This is a genomic window from Pedobacter sp. MR2016-24, assembly GCF_026239655.1.
Taxonomy (GTDB): Bacteria; Bacteroidota; Bacteroidia; order Sphingobacteriales; family Sphingobacteriaceae; genus Pedobacter.
The window spans coordinates 216,379-236,497 of the sequence record NZ_JAPIVO010000003.1 but is presented as its reverse complement, the minus strand read 5'-3'; the positions used below and the strand labels follow the sequence as shown (position 1 = coordinate 236,497).

At 41.6% G+C, this 20,119-nt stretch carries 13 protein-coding genes and 1 tRNA gene; 7 read left to right on the top strand and 7 right to left on the bottom strand.

The annotated features are described in order from the left end of the window. Window positions 1–44: 44 nt before the first annotated feature. A complete protein-coding gene (mnmA, locus tag OQX62_RS08695) occupies window positions 45–1,136 on the top strand; it encodes a tRNA 2-thiouridine(34) synthase MnmA (protein ID WP_265831085.1) in 1,092 nt (363 codons plus the stop codon). On the opposite strand, the gene OQX62_RS08690 is transcribed toward mnmA, so the two are convergent. The 3 genes from OQX62_RS08690 to OQX62_RS08680 all read right to left on the bottom strand — a co-directional run bounded on the left by OQX62_RS08690 (window position 1,137) and on the right by OQX62_RS08680 (window position 3,457). Beyond that, window positions 1,137–2,069: a bifunctional metallophosphatase/5'-nucleotidase gene (locus OQX62_RS08690; protein WP_265831084.1), complete on the bottom strand. Its 933-nt coding sequence runs from the start codon at window positions 2,067–2,069 to the stop codon at window positions 1,137–1,139. Beyond that, complete coding sequence (locus tag OQX62_RS08685) at window positions 2,062–2,646, bottom strand: 5'-nucleotidase C-terminal domain-containing protein (protein ID WP_265831083.1); 585 nt, start codon at window positions 2,644–2,646, stop codon at window positions 2,062–2,064. The genes OQX62_RS08690 and OQX62_RS08685 overlap by 8 nt, the downstream gene beginning before the upstream one ends. A 301-nt stretch (window positions 2,647–2,947) precedes the next feature. Continuing rightward, window positions 2,948–3,457 carry a glutathione peroxidase gene (locus OQX62_RS08680; protein WP_265831082.1) on the bottom strand — a complete coding sequence of 170 codons (510 nt, stop codon included), beginning with the start codon at window positions 3,455–3,457 and terminating at the stop codon, window positions 2,948–2,950. Between the two features lie 225 nt (window positions 3,458–3,682). On the opposite strand from OQX62_RS08680, the gene topA reads away from it, so the two are divergent. The 4 genes from topA (at window position 3,683) to pbpC (ending at window position 14,754) form a co-directional block, all read left to right on the top strand. Further along, on the top strand, window positions 3,683–6,277 hold the full coding sequence (topA, locus tag OQX62_RS08675; protein WP_265831081.1) for a type I DNA topoisomerase: 2,595 nt from the start codon (window positions 3,683–3,685) through the stop codon (window positions 6,275–6,277). 67 nt (window positions 6,278–6,344) lie between these two features. After that, complete coding sequence (locus OQX62_RS08670) at window positions 6,345–6,749, top strand: hypothetical protein (protein ID WP_265831080.1); 405 nt, start codon at window positions 6,345–6,347, stop codon at window positions 6,747–6,749. Between the two features lie 56 nt (window positions 6,750–6,805). Further along, on the top strand, window positions 6,806–12,394 hold the full coding sequence (locus OQX62_RS08665) for an alpha-2-macroglobulin family protein (protein WP_265831079.1): 5,589 nt from the start codon (window positions 6,806–6,808) through the stop codon (window positions 12,392–12,394). Then, window positions 12,373–14,754 carry a penicillin-binding protein 1C gene (gene pbpC, locus OQX62_RS08660; RefSeq protein ID WP_265831078.1) on the top strand — a complete coding sequence of 794 codons (2,382 nt, stop codon included), beginning with the start codon at window positions 12,373–12,375 and terminating at the stop codon, window positions 14,752–14,754. The genes OQX62_RS08665 and pbpC overlap by 22 nt, the downstream gene beginning before the upstream one ends. Here pbpC and OQX62_RS08655 read toward each other — a convergent pair. The 3 genes from OQX62_RS08655 to OQX62_RS08645 all read right to left on the bottom strand — a co-directional run bounded on the left by OQX62_RS08655 (window position 14,751) and on the right by OQX62_RS08645 (window position 16,200). After that, window positions 14,751–15,446 (bottom strand): lysoplasmalogenase, encoded by a 696-nt coding sequence (locus OQX62_RS08655; protein WP_265831077.1) that lies wholly within the window; start codon window positions 15,444–15,446, stop codon window positions 14,751–14,753. The genes pbpC and OQX62_RS08655 overlap by 4 nt on opposite strands. Before the next feature lie 87 nt (window positions 15,447–15,533). Beyond that, complete coding sequence (locus OQX62_RS08650; protein WP_265831076.1) at window positions 15,534–15,848, bottom strand: RNA recognition motif domain-containing protein; 315 nt, start codon at window positions 15,846–15,848, stop codon at window positions 15,534–15,536. Window positions 15,849–15,933: 85 nt separating this feature from the next. After that, window positions 15,934–16,200, bottom strand: a complete 267-nt coding sequence (locus OQX62_RS08645; protein ID WP_265831075.1) for a hypothetical protein — start codon at window positions 16,198–16,200, stop codon at window positions 15,934–15,936. A 180-nt stretch (window positions 16,201–16,380) separates the two neighbouring features. Here OQX62_RS08645 and OQX62_RS08640 point away from each other — a divergent pair, with 180 nt between their 5' ends. Next, window positions 16,381–18,720, top strand: a complete 2,340-nt coding sequence (locus OQX62_RS08640; protein ID WP_265831074.1) for a TonB-dependent receptor — start codon at window positions 16,381–16,383, stop codon at window positions 18,718–18,720. A gap of 99 nt (window positions 18,721–18,819) precedes the next feature. Further along, window positions 18,820–18,892: transfer RNA gene (locus OQX62_RS08635), tRNA-Lys, on the top strand. Between the two features lie 35 nt (window positions 18,893–18,927). Here OQX62_RS08635 and OQX62_RS08630 read toward each other — a convergent pair. After that, the gene (locus tag OQX62_RS08630) at window positions 18,928–20,112 is read right to left on the bottom strand and encodes a glycosidase (RefSeq protein ID WP_265831073.1); all 1,185 of its coding nucleotides are present in this window, start codon (window positions 20,110–20,112) and stop codon (window positions 18,928–18,930) included. Between the last annotated feature and the right edge of the window lie 7 nt (window positions 20,113–20,119).

Below are 20,119 nucleotides of genomic sequence, written 5' to 3'. Positions count from 1 at the left end.
AATAATTGTAAAAATCAGCTATTTTTGCATCATATTAAAACAAGATGAGTAAAAGAGGTAGAATTTTGGTAGCCATGAGTGGCGGTGTAGATAGTTCAGTTGCAGCAGTGATGTTACATGAACAGGGATATGAAGTTATTGGTTTGACCATGAAGACCTGGGACTACTCTACATCCGGCAGCAGTAGTAAGGAAACTGGATGCTGCAGCCTTGACAGTATCAATGATGCCCGGACCTTAGCGGTGAACTACGGTTTTCCGCATTATATATTAGATATCAGGGATGAGTTTGGTGATTTTGTAATTGATAATTTTGTTGATGAATATCTCGCCGGCCGCACACCAAATCCATGTGTACTGTGTAATACGCATATCAAATGGGAGGCTTTATTAAAACGCGCCAATAAACTGGATTGTGAATTTATTGCTACCGGTCACTATGCGAATGTAAGACAACATGAGAATGGCCGGCACGTAATTTCTAAAGGACTGGACGAAAACAAAGATCAATCCTATGTATTATGGGGGGTTTCTCAGGAAAATTTAGCACGTACGCAGTTTCCTTTAGGCTCATTTGCTAAAGCAGATATCAGACAGATGGCTTTAGATATGGGACAGGAAGAGCTGGCTAAAAAAAGTGAGAGCTATGAGATTTGCTTTGTGCCGGATAATGACTACCGTGCTTTTCTAAAACATAAAGTGGGTGACCTGGAAGACAGAGTAGCTGGTGGTAACTTTATCACTAAAGATGGTATGGTGATTGGTCAGCATAAAGGTTATCCTTTTTATACCATAGGTCAGCGTAAAGGATTAGGAGTAGCATTTGGCGAACCTATGTTTGTTACGCAGATTATGCCGGAAAGTAATACCGTTGTTTTAGGCCGTGCAGACGAACTGGAAAGACGCGAAGCGATGGTGCGTAACGTAAACCTGGTTAAATATGAAAACATATTAGAACCGATGGATAATGTAATCACTAAAATCCGTTACAAAGATGCGGGTATGTTAAGTACTATTGTGCAGGAAAAAGACAGAATGCGTGTGGTATTTGATCACAACGTATCCGCTATTGCCCCGGGGCAATCCGCCGTGTTTTATGAGGGAAATGACCTTTTAGGGGGTGGTTTTCTCTGCTAATTAAATATCAGCATCATTAGAAATGGTATAGGGTGAAGAAGTGATTAACTTCTTTCCTCTGTACTGTTCAAAATAATAATCCAGCCTTCCTAAATTTATTCCTGCAAAACCAACCTGGTTAATGGTGGTTATCCGCCCCGCTTTATTTTTGACATCCTGGGGCTGCTGCAGGAATGTATGTGTATGTCCCCCGATAATCAGATCAATGTGCTCATTCTCCGCCGCCAGTATCTGGTCAGACATTCTATTGTCACTATATTTATAACCCAGGTGTGACAGGCAGATCACCAGATCACATTTCAACTCATTTTTTAATAAAGCTGCTACCTCATTTGCTTTTTGAACCGGATCAAGGTAGACTGTCGCCCCGTAGTTTTTATCGCCAACCAATCCTTTCAGTTCTATACCTATCCCGAATACCCCTATTTTTAAGCCCTGTTTGGTAAAAATTTTATAGGGCTGAGTCGATTGATGCATAATTGTATCCGAAAAATCATAGTTACTGACCAGGATAGGGAAGTTTGCATGCGGCAGCTGCTTATAGAAGCCCTCCAGTCCATTATCAAAGTCATGGTTGCCCATTGTGGCAGCATCATAGCGCATGTCGCTCATCAGCTTAATTTCCAGTTCTCCGCCATAGAGGTTAAAATAGGGCGTGCCCTGAAAAATATCGCCTGCATCAAGAAGCAAAACATTAGCTTCCTCAGACCTTATTTTTTTTATCAGTGCAGATCTGCGGGCCACGCCGCCAAGCCCCTGGTTTCTGGAACCATCCATCGGAAAAGGTTCTATCCGGCTATGCACATCATTGGTGTGGAGAATGGTTAGTTTTTTGACGGATCCGCTGGCAAGTGCATCCAGGGAATCAATACTCAGCGCCGCTGCTGTTGCCGTGATAACCCCGGCTTTAATAAATTTTCTGCGATTAATCATTTGTAACCCTCCTGTCTAATATTGAGTTGATCTTTTTACCTGATGCCTGCTGTTCTTTAATATATTGAATCAGTGCATCCCTAACCTTTAAACCAACAATAGTAGATTTAACGGGGTTTTTAAAACTGTTGACATCATCACCCCCACCGGCGATATAGTCTGATGTGAGTACCCGGTAACTTTTAGACGGATCAAATGGTTTTCCATTGATGAATACCTCTACAGGTTTTCTATCTGTAATTTTTATGGTGATACCTGAAACCGGCTGGCCCTTACTTTTTGCAATCATATTCATCAGCGACTGAACTGAGGAGCCGTTTAGCTCAAAGACGATCAGTTCATTTTCGAAAGGCATCAATTCAAATACATTGGCCAGGGTGATCGCACCTAAAGGAAGATCATTACGCAAGCCCCCATTAGTACTGGGCATCGCAAAATCAATATCAGGATAAGTTTTCCGTGCTTCATGTAATGTCGCATCGGAAAAGAAGTTGCCTAAAAGCGATTCACCCCCAACGGAAGTTTTGGTAAGGGCAATAGCGGAGTAACCTATTACGGCATTCATCTGAGCATCCATCTTCAGCTTGTAAGGAAGATATGTTTTGATGATTGTACTATCTGCAGCTAGACTTGGGCTGATGGGATACAAAACCCGTCTTGCATTTATCAGCTTATAATTTGATGAACAGGAAAATAAAAATACTGACACTGCTGAAAGTACGATTATCCTGAACTGTATAGCTATCCGCATATCTTATAATTAGGCCACAAATCTAGTTTAAAACAATAAAAACGGGGCTAAAAAAAAGAGAAATCTCTGTTAAAGATTTCTCTGATTCATCATAAAAGCCGGTTTAATGGCTATTTATACAATATTGTTACAAGTTTTTTGTCAGTTCAGTACTCATTGGTGTTACTTTGGAACGGAAACGGTGAACAAGCTGACCTTTTTCATTGATCAGGAATTTCTCGAAGTTCCAGTTGATATCACCAGTAAAATCAGGATTGGTTGCGGATGTAAGATATTTGAAAATCGGATTAATGTCATTTCCTTTAACACTTACTTTTTCACTCAATAAAAACGTAACGCCAAAATTCTTTTTACAAAAATCCTGAATCTCTGAATTGGTAGCTAATTCCTGGCCACCAAAATTGCCCGCCGGGAAGCCTATCAATACGACATCTTTCCCATATTGCTGATGCAATTTCTCCAAATCTTCATACTGTGGTGTATAACCGCATTTCGAAGCAGTATTTACAATTAAGATTTTTTTACCTTTAAATTTCGACAGCTTAACTTCTTTACCGTCAATAGTTTTGATAGTGAAATCGTAAATGCTTTGAGGCGGGGTAAATAATAAACTGAATAGAATTAATAATGTATTCATGATTTCTGATTTTTGTTATGACGAATATATGGACAAAATTTTCAGGACTTTATAATCCTACCGTAAACTTAAATAATAAAGCCTGAATTTAGGTGGAAAAATAGGCCTCTGACGTCGTTAATTATGGTTAAAATTACTACACAGGTTTAATCTTTTCATATTAAATCTTGATAGAATTTTGATTTTAGGCTTATTTATAGTTTTATTTGCAGAAAAACGTTCTGAATGGCTAAAAATTTATTAATAGTTGAATCACCTGCGAAAGCGAAGACAATAGAAGGATATTTGGGCAAAGATTTTCTTGTCAAATCCAGCTACGGGCATATCCGTGACTTGATTAAGGGCGACATGGGGATTGATATCTCCAATAATTTCGCTCAAACTTACGAGGTGCCTGCTGATAAAAAGCAATTGGTAGCAGAACTAAAGAAACTTGCGAAAGAAGCCGAAATGGTATGGCTCGCATCCGATGAGGACCGTGAAGGAGAAGCTATTTCATGGCATCTTTATGAAACATTGGGACTAAAAGAAGAGAAAACAAAGCGTATTGTTTTTCATGAGATTACTAAACCTGCTATCCTTAAAGCTATAGATTCTCCGAGAACTATAGATTATAATTTAGTGAATGCTCAGCAAGCCAGGCGTGTGCTTGACCGATTGGTAGGTTTCGAACTTTCTCCGGTATTATGGAAAAAGATCAAGCCCTCACTTTCCGCCGGACGTGTACAATCTGTAGCTGTTCGTCTGATTGTAGACAGAGAGCGAGAGGTAAATAAGTTCAACGCTGCGGCTGCTTATAAGATAACGGCAAAGTTCAGTACCAGCAAAGGCAAAGAACAGGTAAAGGCAGAATTGCCGCAACGTTTCGAAAACGAAGCTGATGCGGAGAAATTCCTGCAGGATTGTGTTGCTGCTTCATTTAAAGTGACCAGTCTGGAAACAAAGCCGGCAAAACGTAACCCGGCAGCACCTTTTACGACCTCTACATTGCAACAGGAAGCTTCGAGAAAACTGGGCTTCCCGGTTTCAAGAACCATGCAGGTTGCCCAGCGTCTTTATGAGAGTGGTAAAATCACTTATATGCGTACCGATTCAGTCAATTTATCTGAGACTGCTTTAACGGCCGCTGCAAATGAAATTAAATCTGCTTACGGGGATAAATATCATTTTCCGCGTACGTATAAAACAAAATCTGCTGGCGCACAGGAAGCTCACGAGGCCATCCGTCCTACTTATTTCGATCAGCATACGGTTACCGGAGACAGTTCTGAGCAGCGTTTATATGAACTGATCTGGAAAAGAGCAATCGCCTCCCAGATGAGTGAAGCTTTGTTCGAAAAAACTACTGCACATATTGCGCCAAGCACGCGAAAAGAACACCTGGTTGCTGAAGGCGAAGTCATGAAATTTGATGGTTTCCTAAAGGTTTACCTGGAATCAAGTGATGATGATGACCATGAGGATGGTGACAATGAAAATATTCTCCCTCCCCTTGCAAATGGTCAGGATTTATCTTTAACCGCAATGCACGCAACGGAGCGTTTCTCTCGTCCGCCTGCAAGATATACAGAGGCCAGTCTGGTAAAAAAACTGGAAGAATTAGGTATCGGCAGACCGTCTACTTATGCACCAACTATCTCCACTATTCAAAACCGCGGTTACGTGGTTAAAGAAGATAGAGATGGCAGACAGCGTTCTTTCGGAGCGATTGTGCTGGAAGGCGGCAAAGTAACAAAGGAAATAAAAACGGAGATTACCGGGGCAGAGAAATCTAAATTATTCCCTACAGATATTGGTGAAGTGGTAAATGACTTCCTTGTGGAGCATTTTAAAGGTATCGTAGATTTTAACTTCACTGCAAACGTAGAAAAGGAATTTGACGAAATTGCACAAGGTCTGCAAAACTGGACTAAAATGCTGCATGCTTTTTATACGCCTTTCCATAAAGAAGTTGAGGTAACCACAGAAACGGCTGAACGCGCCAATGGTGAGCGTTTACTGGGAATTGATCCGGTCAGTGGCAAAAACGTTTATGCTAAAGTAGGTAAGTTCGGCCCGCTTGTACAGATTGGCCAGAATGACGATGAAGAAAAACCTCGTTATGCAAGTCTGGCAAAAAATCAGTCCGTTGGTACCGTCAGCCTCGAAGAAGCGTTAGAGCAATTCAGATTGCCTTTCCAGCTGGAAAATTACCAGGATAAAGAAGTTTCAGTTGGTGTAGGTCGCTTTGGTCCTTATGTAAAATGGGGTGAAACCTATATCTCTATCCCTAAAAATGAAGATCCTTTGTCGGTCGGCCAAAATCGTGCGATAGAAATTATATCAGAAAAAATCGTTGCTGATGCACCTGTTGCGCATTATGAAAATCTGCCGGTGACAAAAGGAACTGGTCGTTTTGGCCCTTTCATCAAATGGAATGACTTATTTATCAATGTGCCTAAGGCATATGACTTCGATAATCTTTCTGATAGTGATATCAAAGAATTGATTGATAAAAAAGTAGAAAAAGAAGCCAACAGGTTTATACAAACCTGGGCTGTGGAGAAAATAGCTATAGAAAATGGCAGATGGGGACCATTCATCCGTTTTGGCAAAGAAATGCTGAAGCTGCGTAAAAACCCGGCTACGAATGATAAATATACACCAGAGGAGCTTGCTGTCCTTCCACTGGAAGAAGTTAAAAAACTGATTGTAGAACAATTGCCAAATGCTTTCGAGCCTAAAGCGCCAAGGAAGAAAGCAGCGGCTAAAGCTGACGGAACTAAAGCAGCTCCGAAAAAGAAAGCTGCAGCTAAAAAGCCTGTAGCTAAGAAAAAGTAAAAAGAACCTTGGTTTAAATTAAGGAGCTTATCTAAGCTCCTTAATTCATAAATTTAGTTATTTACCAATGAAAAAAGATCTGCCTGAAAATATAGTAGAAGATTTAGCTATGGCTGTTGTATTGATGGGGGAAAGTCCGGAGGTAAAAAGCTGGACAGTTTATCTTGTAAATTTAAAAGATGAGCCCATCAATAATGTGTTGATCAGTTCCAAAGGTTATGGAGAGAAGGATGGCAGAATGGTCAAGACCTCTGTGCTGAGGCATTTCCTCGGAGATCTGGAAGCAAAGTCCTTTAAAGGTGTAGAAGCGATCGATACCGAGGTATTTGGCTTAACAAATGAGTACTGGTTAAGCTATTATATCGATGATGTTATCTATGACAAAAAGTTCATTTTTCTGCCGGAAAGCATTGTGGATGAAAACTTAATCCGCATCCCGCTGGTTAATAAACCGGGTGTGATGATTAAATAGTTATCTCTCTCAAAAATTTTGCTTATTTTCCCTCCGTATTATATAATCAGATACGTATGCACCCGGGAAATTCTATTTTTACTAAGAAAAATATCAAACCAGCTATAGCTGGATCAATTGCAGTTATCCTTATAGGGATAGCTGCAATTTTTGTTTTCAGAAAAAACAAGCCTGCAGATTACAACCAGGCCTATGCCAAATATGTAGAAGCCTACACTTCCGGCACAATTTCAAAGAAAAGTTTTATCAGGGTACAGCTGACCAGCCAGGTAAAAACTATGGGCGATATAGGTAAACCGGACAGCAGGGATTTATTCAGCTTCTCTCCTGCCATAGCTGGCAAAACTTATTGGATTGATGCACAAACGGTAGAGTTCAGACCTGATGAAAGTCTCGATCCGGGCGAAGATTATACGGCAACATTTGACCTGGCGAAAGTCACTGAGACAGAAAAAGAACTGGAAGAATTTGAGTTTGGTTTTAAGGTAATCAATCCCGGTTTGATGCTGGTGCAGAATGGATTGGTAGCTCAAAATAACACCTCCTTAAATTACATGAAACTGTCGGGTGAAATCAGCACTGCTGATGAGGAAGATCCGAAAGAGATTGAAAAATGTCTGGAACTGGATTTCCAACAGTCCCTAAAGATTAAATGGCAGCATAACCCTCAGAAAAATCTTTCCAGTTTTGTGATCGACAGCATCAAAAAGACCACGCGTGAGGAAACATTGAATCTGAAATGGTCGGGTGACCCGATCGACGCAAAAAATAAAGGCGAAGAGAAATTAGTGGTACCGGCCAATGGCGTGTTCAAAGTATTACAGACAAAGGCTGTGCAGGATCTGGAAGATTATGCCCTGATCCAGTTTTCTGAACCAGTTGGTATTGGTCAGGATCTAACCGGTCTGATCACACTCGGAAATGCTGCAGACCTTCGTTTCACCATCGACGGTAGTCAGGTTAAAGTGTACAGCACAGCAGCATTATTGGGCAATTATGTGTTAACGGTGAATCAAAGTGTGGCGAATATCAATGAAAAGACGCTGAGTTCTGGCATTACCGCTAATATTGTCTTTGAAAACAAATTGCCTGCAGTGACAATCGCCGGAAGCGGATCAATTCTGCCAAATTCAGGTAGACTGGTTTTGCCATTCGAGGCAATCAACCTCAAATCGGTTGATGTGACAGTCATCAAAATATACGAAAATAATATTCCGCAATTCTTTCAGACGAACGATTATAAAGGTGCTGATGATTTAAGGAGAGTCGGTAAGCCGGTAGTGCAGAAAACAATTCGTCTGGATGAGGATAAGTCGCTCGACCTGCATAAGAAAAACAGATTTGTGCTGGATCTGGATAAGCTGATTAAAACGGAACCAGGTGCAATGTACAGGGTAACAATTAGTTTCCGTCAGCAGTATAATGTATACAAATGTGCCGAAGGTACTGAAGGTGAAGCTTCAAATGAGGAAAACGAGGAGTATGGCGACCGTTACGGAGATGCTATAGATGAAGACGACAGCTTTTGGCAGAACTACAATAATTATTATCCGCCTAATTACAGCTGGAATGATAAAGACAATCCCTGCACCGCATCTTATTATACGAACGATAAATGGTCAAGCCGAAATCTGATTGTTTCAAATATTGGACTGGTTGCTAAACGCGGAAATGATAACAGTATGCTCATTGTTGCGACAGATTTATTGACTACCAGGGCACTGAGCGGAATAGAACTGGAACTGTTGGATTACCAGCATCAGGTAATGCATCGCGTCAAAACAGATGGTGACGGGATGGCTACCTTCGATTTAAAAAGAAAACCTTTTCTGCTTATTGCAAAAAACGGTGAAGAACGCGGATATTTAAAAATGGATGACGGGAATTCACTGCCCTTAAGCAGATTCGATGTGGGTGGCGACATGGTACAGAATGGACTGAAAGGATTGATCTACGGTGAACGTGGGGTATGGCGACCGGGTGATTCGCTGTTTTTATCTTTCATGTTGGAAGATAAGTTACGGAAATTGCCTGAAGGATATCCGGTTACTTTAGAATTACTGAACCCACAGGGACAGCTGGTGAAAAAGATCATTAACGGGAAACCACTGAATGGCTTTTACGCATTTCGTACAAATACGGATCCTTCAGCACCCACGGGGAACTGGATGGCAAAAGTGAAAGCTGGCGGAGCAACATTTTCAAGAACGATCAAGATAGAAACCGTTATGCCCAACCGTTTAAAAATCGGTTTTGATATAGGAAACAGAAAGGAACTGGGTTCCGGCACCTCCGCCCCTGCTACGCTTTCTGCTAACTGGCTGTTTGGTGCTGCAGGTAAAAACCTGAAAGCTAAGGTTGATGTAAACCTCAATGCAATGGTAACTGCCTTTAAGGGGTTTGACGGCTTTAGTTTTGACAATCCTACAGTGAATTTTGAATCGCAGGTAAAAACTGTTTTTGAAGGACGTTTAAGTGAAAACGGTACCGCTTCGGTGAGCACAAATATTGATGAAAATGCCACCGCACCGGGCATGCTCAAAGCTAATTTTACCACTAAAGTATTTGAAGCTGGTGGCAATTTCAGTATAGATTATTTTTCTGTTCCTTATCATGTTTACACTAATTATTATGGGATAAAAGCACCTCAGGGAGAAAAATTAAGCGGAATGCTGGTTACGGGCAAAGATCACCAGTTTGATATTGTAAATGTAACCAGAAATGGCAAACTGGCCGGCGGATCTAAAACGGTCGAAGTAGAGTTATACAAAGTGCAGTGGCGGTGGTGGTGGGAACAGGATGATGAGAACTCTTTTGCCAACTTTAGCCAGAATGAATACAATAAACTGGTCAGTAAACAAAATGTAGTATTGACAAATGGCAAAGGTAAATGGAATTTAAGGATTGATGAACCTGAATGGGGCCGTTACCTGGTATTGGTTCGTGATCAGAATGGCGGGCATGTGACTGGAAAATCTGTCTACGTGGATTGGCCGGGCTGGGCTCAGCGCGAACAGGGAAACAACCCTACTGAAGCCTCTATGTTATCTTTCACTGCAAATAAAACAAAGTTTAAAGTAGGCGAAGATATTGTGCTGACTATACCTACTGGTAAAAATGGCAGAGCGTTGATTTCCATAGAAAACGGAAGTCGTGTCTTAAAAACATTCTGGACAGATACTAAGGCTGGTCAGACGCAGTTTAAGTTCAAGGCAGAGAAAAATATGGCTCCTAATGTATTTGCCAATATTACCCTCCTGCAGCCGCATGCACAAACGGTGAATGATTTACCGATCCGGATGTATGGTGCCATCCCGCTGATTGTTGAAGATCCTGAAACCATCTTAAAACCTATAATAAATATGGCCGGTAAGATCAAGCCGGAAACTGAAAGCACGATAACCGTCTCAGAACAAAATGGTAAGGCCATGACTTACACTATTGCCCTTGTAGATGAAGGTTTGCTGGATCTGACGAGGTTCAAGACGCCGGATCCGCACGCTGTATTTTATGCAAGAGAAGGGCTGGGTGTTAAAACATGGGATCTTTTCGATTACGTACTTGGTGCCTGGGGCGGCAATCTGGAACGCATCCTTAGTATTGGTGGTGATGGTAGCGCCAACCGTAACTTAAGTCCGGCCAAAGCCAACAGGTTCACCCCTGTTGTAAAATATCTGGGTCCTTTCGCATTAGGTAAAGGTGGTAGTCAGACTCATAAATTTAAGCTTCCGCAATATATTGGTGCCGTGAGGGCAATGGTTGTGGCAGGTCAGGATGGTGCATATGGCTTTGCGGAGAAATCTGTTCAGGTTAAAAAGCCTTTAATGGTATTGGCTACATTGCCAAGGGTAATCGGACCGGGCGAAAGCTTTACACTGCCGGTAACTATATTTGCTACAGAACCGCAGTTAAAAAATGTAGCTGTACAATTGCAGGCGCAAAATCTACAGGTTACGGGAACTAAAGTCAGACAGTTGACTTATAGTAAACCAGGCGAGCAAATGGCCTATTTTGAAGTTACTGCGCCGCAGATCACTGGTGTGGCAAAAGTTAAGGTCGTGGCACAAAGTGGTAATGAGAAGGCTGTGTACGACCTCGAACTGGATATCAGAAACCCTAATCCATATGTAACCAATGTGGTATCTGCAGTGATTGAACCCGGACAAAGCTGGTCGCCTGCCTTCCAGCCAATCGGCACTGCGGGCACAAATACCGGAGCTATTGAATTGTCTTCAATTCCATCAATTAATCTTAAAAAGAGGTTGGGATATTTAATTCAGTATCCGCATGGATGCGTGGAGCAAACTACTTCTGCTGTTTTTCCTCAGTTATTCCTCAACAAATTAACTGCACTGACGGCTCAGCAAAAAGCAGTAACCGAAAGTAATATCAAAAAGGGAATCAACAGGTTGGGGGCTTTCCAAACTACTGAGGGAGGTTTAGGCTATTGGCCTGGTGCAACTTCAGCGGATGAATGGGGAACCAATTATGCAGGACACTTCCTCGTAGAAGCCCAGAATGCAGGTTATAGTATTCCCGTAGGTATCCTTGACGAAGTCTTACGTTATCAAAAAGTTAAAGCAAGCTCATGGGTGCCCAACAGCAATAATTTTTACGGAGGTGATCTGTCACAGGCCTATAGATTATATGTGCTCGCATTGGCAAGGAGACCGGAAATGGCTGCTATGAATCGTTTACGCGCATTTGAATATTTATCAGTAAGCGCAAAATGGAGATTGGCAGCAGCTTACCAGCTAGCAGGACAAGGATCTGCAGCAAAGGCCTTAATAAAAGGTTTAGATATTACCGTGCAGCCTTATAACCAGCTTGGCGGAACTTATGGCTCTGCAGTAAGAGATGAAGCAATGATATTGGAAACACTGACCTTAATGGGACAAAAAGCGCGAGCAGCACAATTATTGCAGTCGCTCGCCGCAAGAATGGGTACGGACGAATGGTATAGCACGCAAACTACAGCGTATAATTTATTAGCTATAGCAAAGTTCTGCGGACAAAATTCTTCGTCTGATCAATTGAAATATGCTTTCCTTATTGATGGCAAAAAAGGTAATGTAAACAGCAAACAGTTTATGAATAGTAGCGCTCTGCTGTTTAAAACAAGAAATGCCGTAATTACTAATACCGGAAATTCTGTTTTATTTGCCAGGTTAATTCTTGAAGGTCAACCAGCTGCCGGACAAAATAACTTCCAGCCAAACAATCCGGAGATACTTGATCTCAATGTAACTTATAAGCTATTGAATGGTAAAACTTTAGACCCGTCTACCTTAAAACAAGGATTGGATTTTTATGCAGAAGTCACGATCAAAAATCCAGGTAAAATGGGCTTCTATGAACAAATGGCACTCACCCAGATTTTCCCTTCTGGCTGGGAGATTATCAATACCAGGCTGAATGATAACGAAAGTATGCTGGCCTCTTCACCTTTTACTTACAGAGATATCAGAGATGACCGGGTATTTACCTATTTCAATCTGCGTGAGAACGAAACCGTAACCTATAAAGTTTTACTCAATGCCTCTTACATCGGTAAATATTACCTTTCTGCAGTGCAATGTGAAGCGATGTACAACAATACTATCAGTGCAACTCAAAATGGCAAATGGGTACAGGTGATAAAATAAAACCTTATTCAGGAGATATCGTTATTGGACTCCTTTTCTGCTGGTTTTTGTTTGCACTACCCTCCAGACTATTCGTCTCCCCTACATCTTTTGTAGTGGAGGCAAATAATGGAATGCTGCTCAGTGCTGCTATTGCGCGCGACGGACAATGGCGGTTTCCTGTCGCAGACAGTGTGCCGGACAAGTTCGTGAAATGCATCATGGCTTTCGAAGATAAACGGTTCGAACAGCATCCCGGGATTGATCTTTTGGCAATGGGCAGAGCTATGAGGCAAAACATTAATGCTAAGGGGGTCGTGAGTGGTGGTAGTACACTTACAATGCAGATTATCAGGTTATCCCGCCGTGAGGATCGTACTGTATGGCAAAAGGTATTGGAAATGATACTGGCTTTGAGATTAGAGCTAAGGTCATCCAAGAAAGAAATAATGAAATTATATGCCGCCAATGCACCTTTTGGGAGTAATGTAGTCGGCCTCGAAGCTGCTTCATGGAGATATTTCGGAAGAAGCCCGCAGACCTTATCCTGGGGTGAGATGGCTACGCTGGCAGTTCTTCCTAACAGTCCGGCACTGGTACATCCGGGACGGAATATAAACAGATTAATAAAAAAGAGGAATGATCTGTTGGATAAGCTGGTACTTTTCAAAATAATTGATCAGCCAACCGCAAACCTGTCCAAACTGGAACCGGTTCCCGGAAAGCCGCGTGCACTTCCTCAGGATGCGCCACATTTGTTAAACAGATTTAAATCAGAACGTGCATCACTGCACATTGCTTCCACAAGAATTACCTCTACTTTAGATGCAGTCCTGCAGTTAAAAGTAAATAGCCTGCTTAAAAGATACAATAACCGGTATAGGGCCAATGATATTAATAATATTGCAGCGCTGGTACTGGACGTCAGGAAAGGAACTGTGATCAGTTATGCAGGGAATATTTATCAGCCCGAAAATGCCGAACTGGAAAGTCACGTCGATATGATTAAAGCCCCGAGAAGTCCGGGCAGCACACTAAAGCCGATACTTTATGCAAGTATGCTGAATGATGGATTTATTCTTCCCACTACCCTGATTCCCGACGTACCTACACAAATAGGCAATTATTCACCGCAGAATTATGATCTCGGTTATGATGGGGCTATTGCAGCCGATCGTGCGCTGAGCAGATCATTAAATATCCCCGCAGTAAGAGAATTACAGCTCTATAAATATCAGCGTTTTTATGATCAGCTGAAAAAGCTTGGGTTTTCGACATTAAATCAACCGGCAGATCACTATGGTCTGTCTCTTATTCTGGGTGGTAGTGAAGTCACCATGTGGGACCTGGCCCGTACTTATCTGGGAATGGCAAGAACGCTGAACCACTTTAATACTTATGGTGGCCTGTACAATGCGCACGATTATGATTCCCCTTTTTATATACAGCAGGAAAAACCAGTCGCCCCTGAAGAAGACCTGCAACAATATTCTTTAATTGACCATGGGTCAATCTGGCATACCTTTAATGCAATGGAAGAAGTAATGAGGCCAGGAGACGAAGGTTTGTGGGATCAGTTCTCCTCTGCGCAGCGCTTAGCCTGGAAAACAGGAACGAGTTTTGGATTCAGGGATGGCTGGGCAGTAGGGCTCACACCGGATTATGTAGTTTGTGTCTGGGTTGGTAATGCAGACGGCGAAGGAAGACCTGGATTGACAGGGATCGATGTTGCGGCGCCAGTATTATTCGATATTTTCCGGGCTTTACCTTCAGGCAAATGGTTCGATACCCCAAATTATAAACTAAAAAAAATAGCTGTATGCCGGCAAAGTGGATATAAGGCCGGAGAATTTTGCACGGATCGCATTACGCAACTGATTTCTCCTGCAGGGGAAAAAACAGGTCTGTGTCCCTATCATAAGCTCGTTCATTTAGATCGCACTGCAAACTATCGTGTCACTGATGCCTGCGAAAATCCATCAGAGATGATTCATCAGTCCTGGTTTATCTTACCAGCCACTATTGAGCATTATTATAAAGTGAAACATGCAGACTACAAGTCACTCCCACCATTTAAGCCGGGCTGTATGCAGGAAGGATCCAATTTTGTGATGGATATGATCTACCCAAAAAATAACGCAGCAATTTATATTCCCCTGGAATTTAATGGAGAAAGAGGCAAATTAATATTTACGGCTACGCATAGGAATCAGGAAGCAAAAATTTACTGGCACATCGACAATGAATACATCGCTACTACTGTTCATCAACACCAACTGGGTGTAAGCCCGGCTCCGGGAAAACATACACTCACACTGGTTGACGACAATGGAGAAAGATTTGTGCAGCAGTTTACGATACTGGACAGAGAAAAAAATTAGTCTGACAGCTTACGTAACAGTTCTCTCCTGATTCCTCCCAGAATAATGAGATACTGTGCAATCATATAAGTGGATATGATACAGATATCCGCATATTTAAAAGGATTAACAAAATAGCTGCAGGCTAGTATTGCACCAGAGAGCACAAAAAACAATACTCCGGCAAGGACTAACTTGAAACTGATGGGGTTGACACGCTGATTTCTGAAGGCAGCCATCATGATCATCATTGCCATTAGCAGTACGTAAATAATCACAGGGAGTCTTAAGGCGCCAAGATGTGGTCTCAGAAAGAGATAAAAGGCAATACTTAAAATTGCAGTGCTGAAAATAGCGATTTTCGCTCCTCTTTTATCCAGCTCCTGCGCAGAACGAAAATCAAGGTAAAAAGCAATGATATAAAAAACTGTACAAATTAAAAGAGCAATTAAGCCATACAGGAAATACGAGGGATGATGGTTTTGCATCAGGATAAGTGTGTTACCTGTTAATGCGAGAACCAAACCTGTAAATAATCTTTGATGAAAACGTCCCTTCAGGTGTGTTACCGTACTTAAAAAAAGTAGTAATGTTACGGTAATAAAGGGTGTTGCAATTTCACTCAGCAGTGACCACTGCATGAGTCGTGCAAGAAGAACAAGGATGAATACCAGCGCGTACGCAATAGCATACAGAGTATGTCTTTTATTCATACAAATCAGATAAGAGCCAGGCATTAATAAAAATTAAAACCTGGTTCTCTATGTGATAAAAGAAAATAATCAATTAGCGAAAGCTGATTAATAACTTCTTTCTCTGTTGTTATTGTTACGTTTAAAACCACCACCGCCAGCGTTTCCACCACCAGTATTAGGTTTTTCCTGTGCCTCAGCAACTTTGATGCGGTTACCATTGTAATCACCACCATTCATTCTCTTGATCGCCTCTTTCGCTTCTTCATCTACCGGCATCTCCACAAAACCAAAGCCGCGGCTCTGACCTGTTTCGCGATCTTTGATAATTCTAAGTGATTTTACCTGACCGAAATCACCAAATACGGCTGTTAATTCATCTTCCCCTACTTCTAACGGAAGGCCTGTAATAAATATCTTCATTAATGTCTAAAAATTTCCTCAAAGGTACAAAAACCATACCGTAAAATTGCAATGAATTCACTAGTATCTTTAGTAGTTTGTTTGATTAAAGCCATTTTTTTGGCTGAACAGTTTTGTCCTGCTCAACTGGTACCTCCACAGTTTTCTCCATACAAAAATCCCGTCCATCATGATTCCATTCCAGCATCAATTTCCATTTACCACTAACCATCCCCTCCAGTGGAATTGATAGAAAGCCATTTTCGTCACTACGGAATGTTTTTATCTGTGGATCCAGATGGGGTGCAGAAGTGCATATAAAAAAAACCTTAACTGCAACAGGATGATCGAAGCAAAGAGACATAGTTTCCATTTGAATACGGATTGAGTTTCACCTGGTTTTGGTATGACAACAGGATCATATTTGGTTATTTTGATGACAACACCAGAGAACCGGAAATGTTTCATTTAAAAAATAAATATTGGCCATATCACTCCTATCCACTACTAATTATATAAATTGCGGCTATTTCACACCACTTTAAACCCATCTATGAGAATATTTCTACCCTCATTATTTTTTATTTTGTTCTTCGTCCCGAATGTAATAGCACAGAAAAATGGTGACATTTCAGGACTGATTACCAGTTCTGATGCAAAAGCAGCAACCAATATCACCGTTCAGCTAAATGGTACCAGCATGGTTACTGTTACTGATAAAAATGGTGCGTATCACTTTGATGATGTCAGGTACGGAAAGTATATATTTAGAATCAAATGTGTCGGAATACAGACAGAAGAGAAAAACATTGTCGTAAATTCGAAGAAGCTGGCTGTCAATTTCAGGCTTAAAGAAGACCATCAGCAACTGCTGGAAGTGCAGGTAAATGCGGGACTTATCAATAAATACGCGAATAAAGAATCTGAATCTGTCGCACGTCTGCCCCTTAAAAACCTGGAAAACCCACAGGTATACAGTATCATCAGTAAAGAGCTGTTAAAAGAACAGGGCGCAACGGATTTTAAAGTTGCTTTCAAGAATGTTCCCGGAGTAATTGCCACAGCGGCGCCAAACGGTGCTACTTATATCAGATCCAGAGGTTTTTACACAGGTGTGAACCTGCGTAATGGTTTAGCCGTACAGCAATTTACCGGCATTGATCTGATTAATGTCGAACGCATAGAAATTTTAAAAGGTCCTGCGGGAACGCTGTTTGGCTCCAGTCTCGTAAGTTATGGCGGACTGGTAAATAAGGTGACGAAAAAACCATTGGATACATTAAAAGGTGAAATCAACTACAGTCTTGGCAGCTGGAACCAGAATCGTCTTACGGCAGACATCAATACGCCGCTGAATAAAGAAAAAACATTATTATTCAGGATCAATGCAGCAGCACATTATCAGCATAGTTTTCAGGATTACGGATTTGAAAGAAGTATCGCAGTAACCCCTTCCCTCTCTTACAAAGTAAATAAAAAATTAGCTGTGCTGGTAGATGCGGAATTTTACAAAGTAAACCGCGTAGCATCAGTTTATCACCAGTTCGGAACTATTCCCACACAGAATTTTAATGACCTGAAACTGAATTACAATCAGTCTCTGACTACCGACGAAACAATGGCTAAACAAGGTAGCACCAATCTCTACGGTCACGTGGATTACCAGATTTCAAAAAACTGGAAGTCAGCTACAAGTATAGCTTACAGCCATAGTCAGTGGGACGATCTGACGAGCGTTTACGCCTACTGGCTTACCGACACAACGCTGAGACGTTCCATCAACATGCAGCGACCAAGAACTTTGGAATCTTATAATATCCAGCAGAATTTCACTGGCCTGTTTACTACTGCAGGATTAAAACACCGTTTCGTGACAGGTCTGGACGCCTATCTGTTCCATACGCAATATGAGTTTTACGCTGCTAAAGACTATGATATTGTTAACATTAACAAACCAGCAGAAGCACTGTCAATGCCGCGCATCAATACGATGATGGGCGCTCCTTTTCTGTACAAAACCAGACAGAATCAATACGCGGCTTACTTTTCTGATGTGATCAGCCTGGCGGACCGATGGTTTGCAATGTTAAGCCTGAGAGCAGATTTCTTTGATAGCAAAGGTACCACAATAAATGATGCACCACCTGCTCCCGTAGGAATTTACGATCAGACCGCATTATCGCACAAACTTGGTCTGGTTTATCAGCCGGTAAAAGGTAAGGTCTCTTTATTTGTCAACTATATGAATGGATTCCAGAATGTTGCACCTATCGCCCAGCCTGATGGCGTGATCGCCGGATTTAAACCTCAACATGCCAATCAATGGGAAGGCGGTGTAAAATTAGATGTAGTGAATCATAAATTGAACGCAACGTTGAGTTATTACAATACCTACGTAACAAATTCGATCAGACGCGATAACGTAACCAGGATAAACGGCCTCACAGGTTTTGCGTATCAGGACGGATCACAGCGCAGTAAAGGAGTAGAGGCGGAAGTTATTGCAAATCCTATAGCCGGATTAAACATATTGGCCGGATATGGATACAATGACAGCAAATTTATCAGAGCAACCAGCGCTGAAGGTAACCGTACAGCAACAAGTCCGCAAAATGTTGCGAACACATGGGTAAGTTATAAGCTGATCAAAGGTGTGGCCAAAGGAGCTGGTATTGGCGCCGGTGCGAATTATGTGGGTAAATCTTACTGGGATATCACCAATGTTTTTGTTGTTCCGTCATACACCATGCTGGATGCAAGTGTATTTTATGATAGACCTAAGTGGAATTTAGGGCTTAAGATGAATAATATTACACGTGAAAAAGCATGGGATATAAATGGAGTACCATTTATGCGCGCACAATTAATCGCCAATATGGGTTATAAGTTTTAGCAGCAAAAAAGGTATAAAAAAAAGATTTCAATAATTTCCTGTAATATTTGCTACTTAATATTTAATTTCTATCTTTGCACCTCCTTAAACAAAAGGATTGATTCCGTAGCTCAGCTGGTAGAGCATTACACTTTTAATGTAGTGGTCCTGGGTTCGAATCCCAGCGGGATCACAAAAGCCTCAATGCAAATTGAGGCTTTTTGCATTTTAAGCCTGATTTGCAGAACGCTCATTGTTGTTTTCAATGTTAGCCAGAATACTTTTAACTGCCGTTGCAGACCTTAAGCCATCTGCAGGGGTGTGCATGACGTAATCAATCAGTATATCCAGAGAAGTAGTCGCCACATGCATCCTGGTATCGGATGAAGCATAGTAGATAAATATTGTTCCGTCTTGATCTAAAATCCAACCATTGCTAAAAACTACATTGGAAACATCTCCAACACGCTCTTTACCTTCTGGTGCGAGGAAATATCCTGCTGGTTTGTAAATTACTTTTGTCAGATCCTCCAAATCCGTCATAAACATATACAGTACATAACGCAACCCGGCAGCTGTATTTCTTACACCATGGGCCAGAAATAACCAGCCTTTTTCAGTTTTAATAGGCTCTGGCCCCAATCCATTTTTAGCTTCGTAAACCGTATGGTATTGTTTATGATCAATAATAGTTTCCTGCTCAATAACAGCGTTTCGTATCGATCCGGCTAAGCCAAACCCGATCCCCCCACCTGTCCCGCTTTCAATAAACTGATCTTGTGGACGCGTATAAAAAGCATACTTTCCATTTACGAATTCCGGATGCAGGACCACATTCCTTTGTTGGGGCGATGGCGTTTTCAAATCAGCAAGGCGTTCCCAGTTCTTCAGGTCTTTCGTCCGGACAATTCCACATTGTGCCACAGCCATAGACTGATCGTGAACGGGTGCATTCCGATCTTTTCTTTCTGTACAAAATAAACCATACATCCAACCGTCTTCATGAGCAACAATCCGCATATCATATACATTGGTATCCGGCTCATCGTTTTCCGGCAATAGTACAGGCTCCGCCCAGAATTTAAAATTATCAATTCCATTATCACTTTCAGCAACTGCAAAAAAAGATTTACGGTCCGTTCCCTCTACCCGCACAATCAGCATATATTTTCCGTTGAACTTAATTGCACCTGCATTGAAAGTGGCATTAATTCCTATTCTTTCCAGTAGAAACGGATTAGTTTGCGGATTAAAATCATACTTCCAGTTCAATGGAGTATGGGCAGCTGTCAGTACCGGATTCTCGTACCTGTCAAATATGCCGTTTCCCAGAGCCACCTTTTTATTTTCCAGCGCTATCAGGATTTTTTGAGATTCATCTAACTGCTGTCTTCGTTCTTCAAAATTTACCATAAAATAA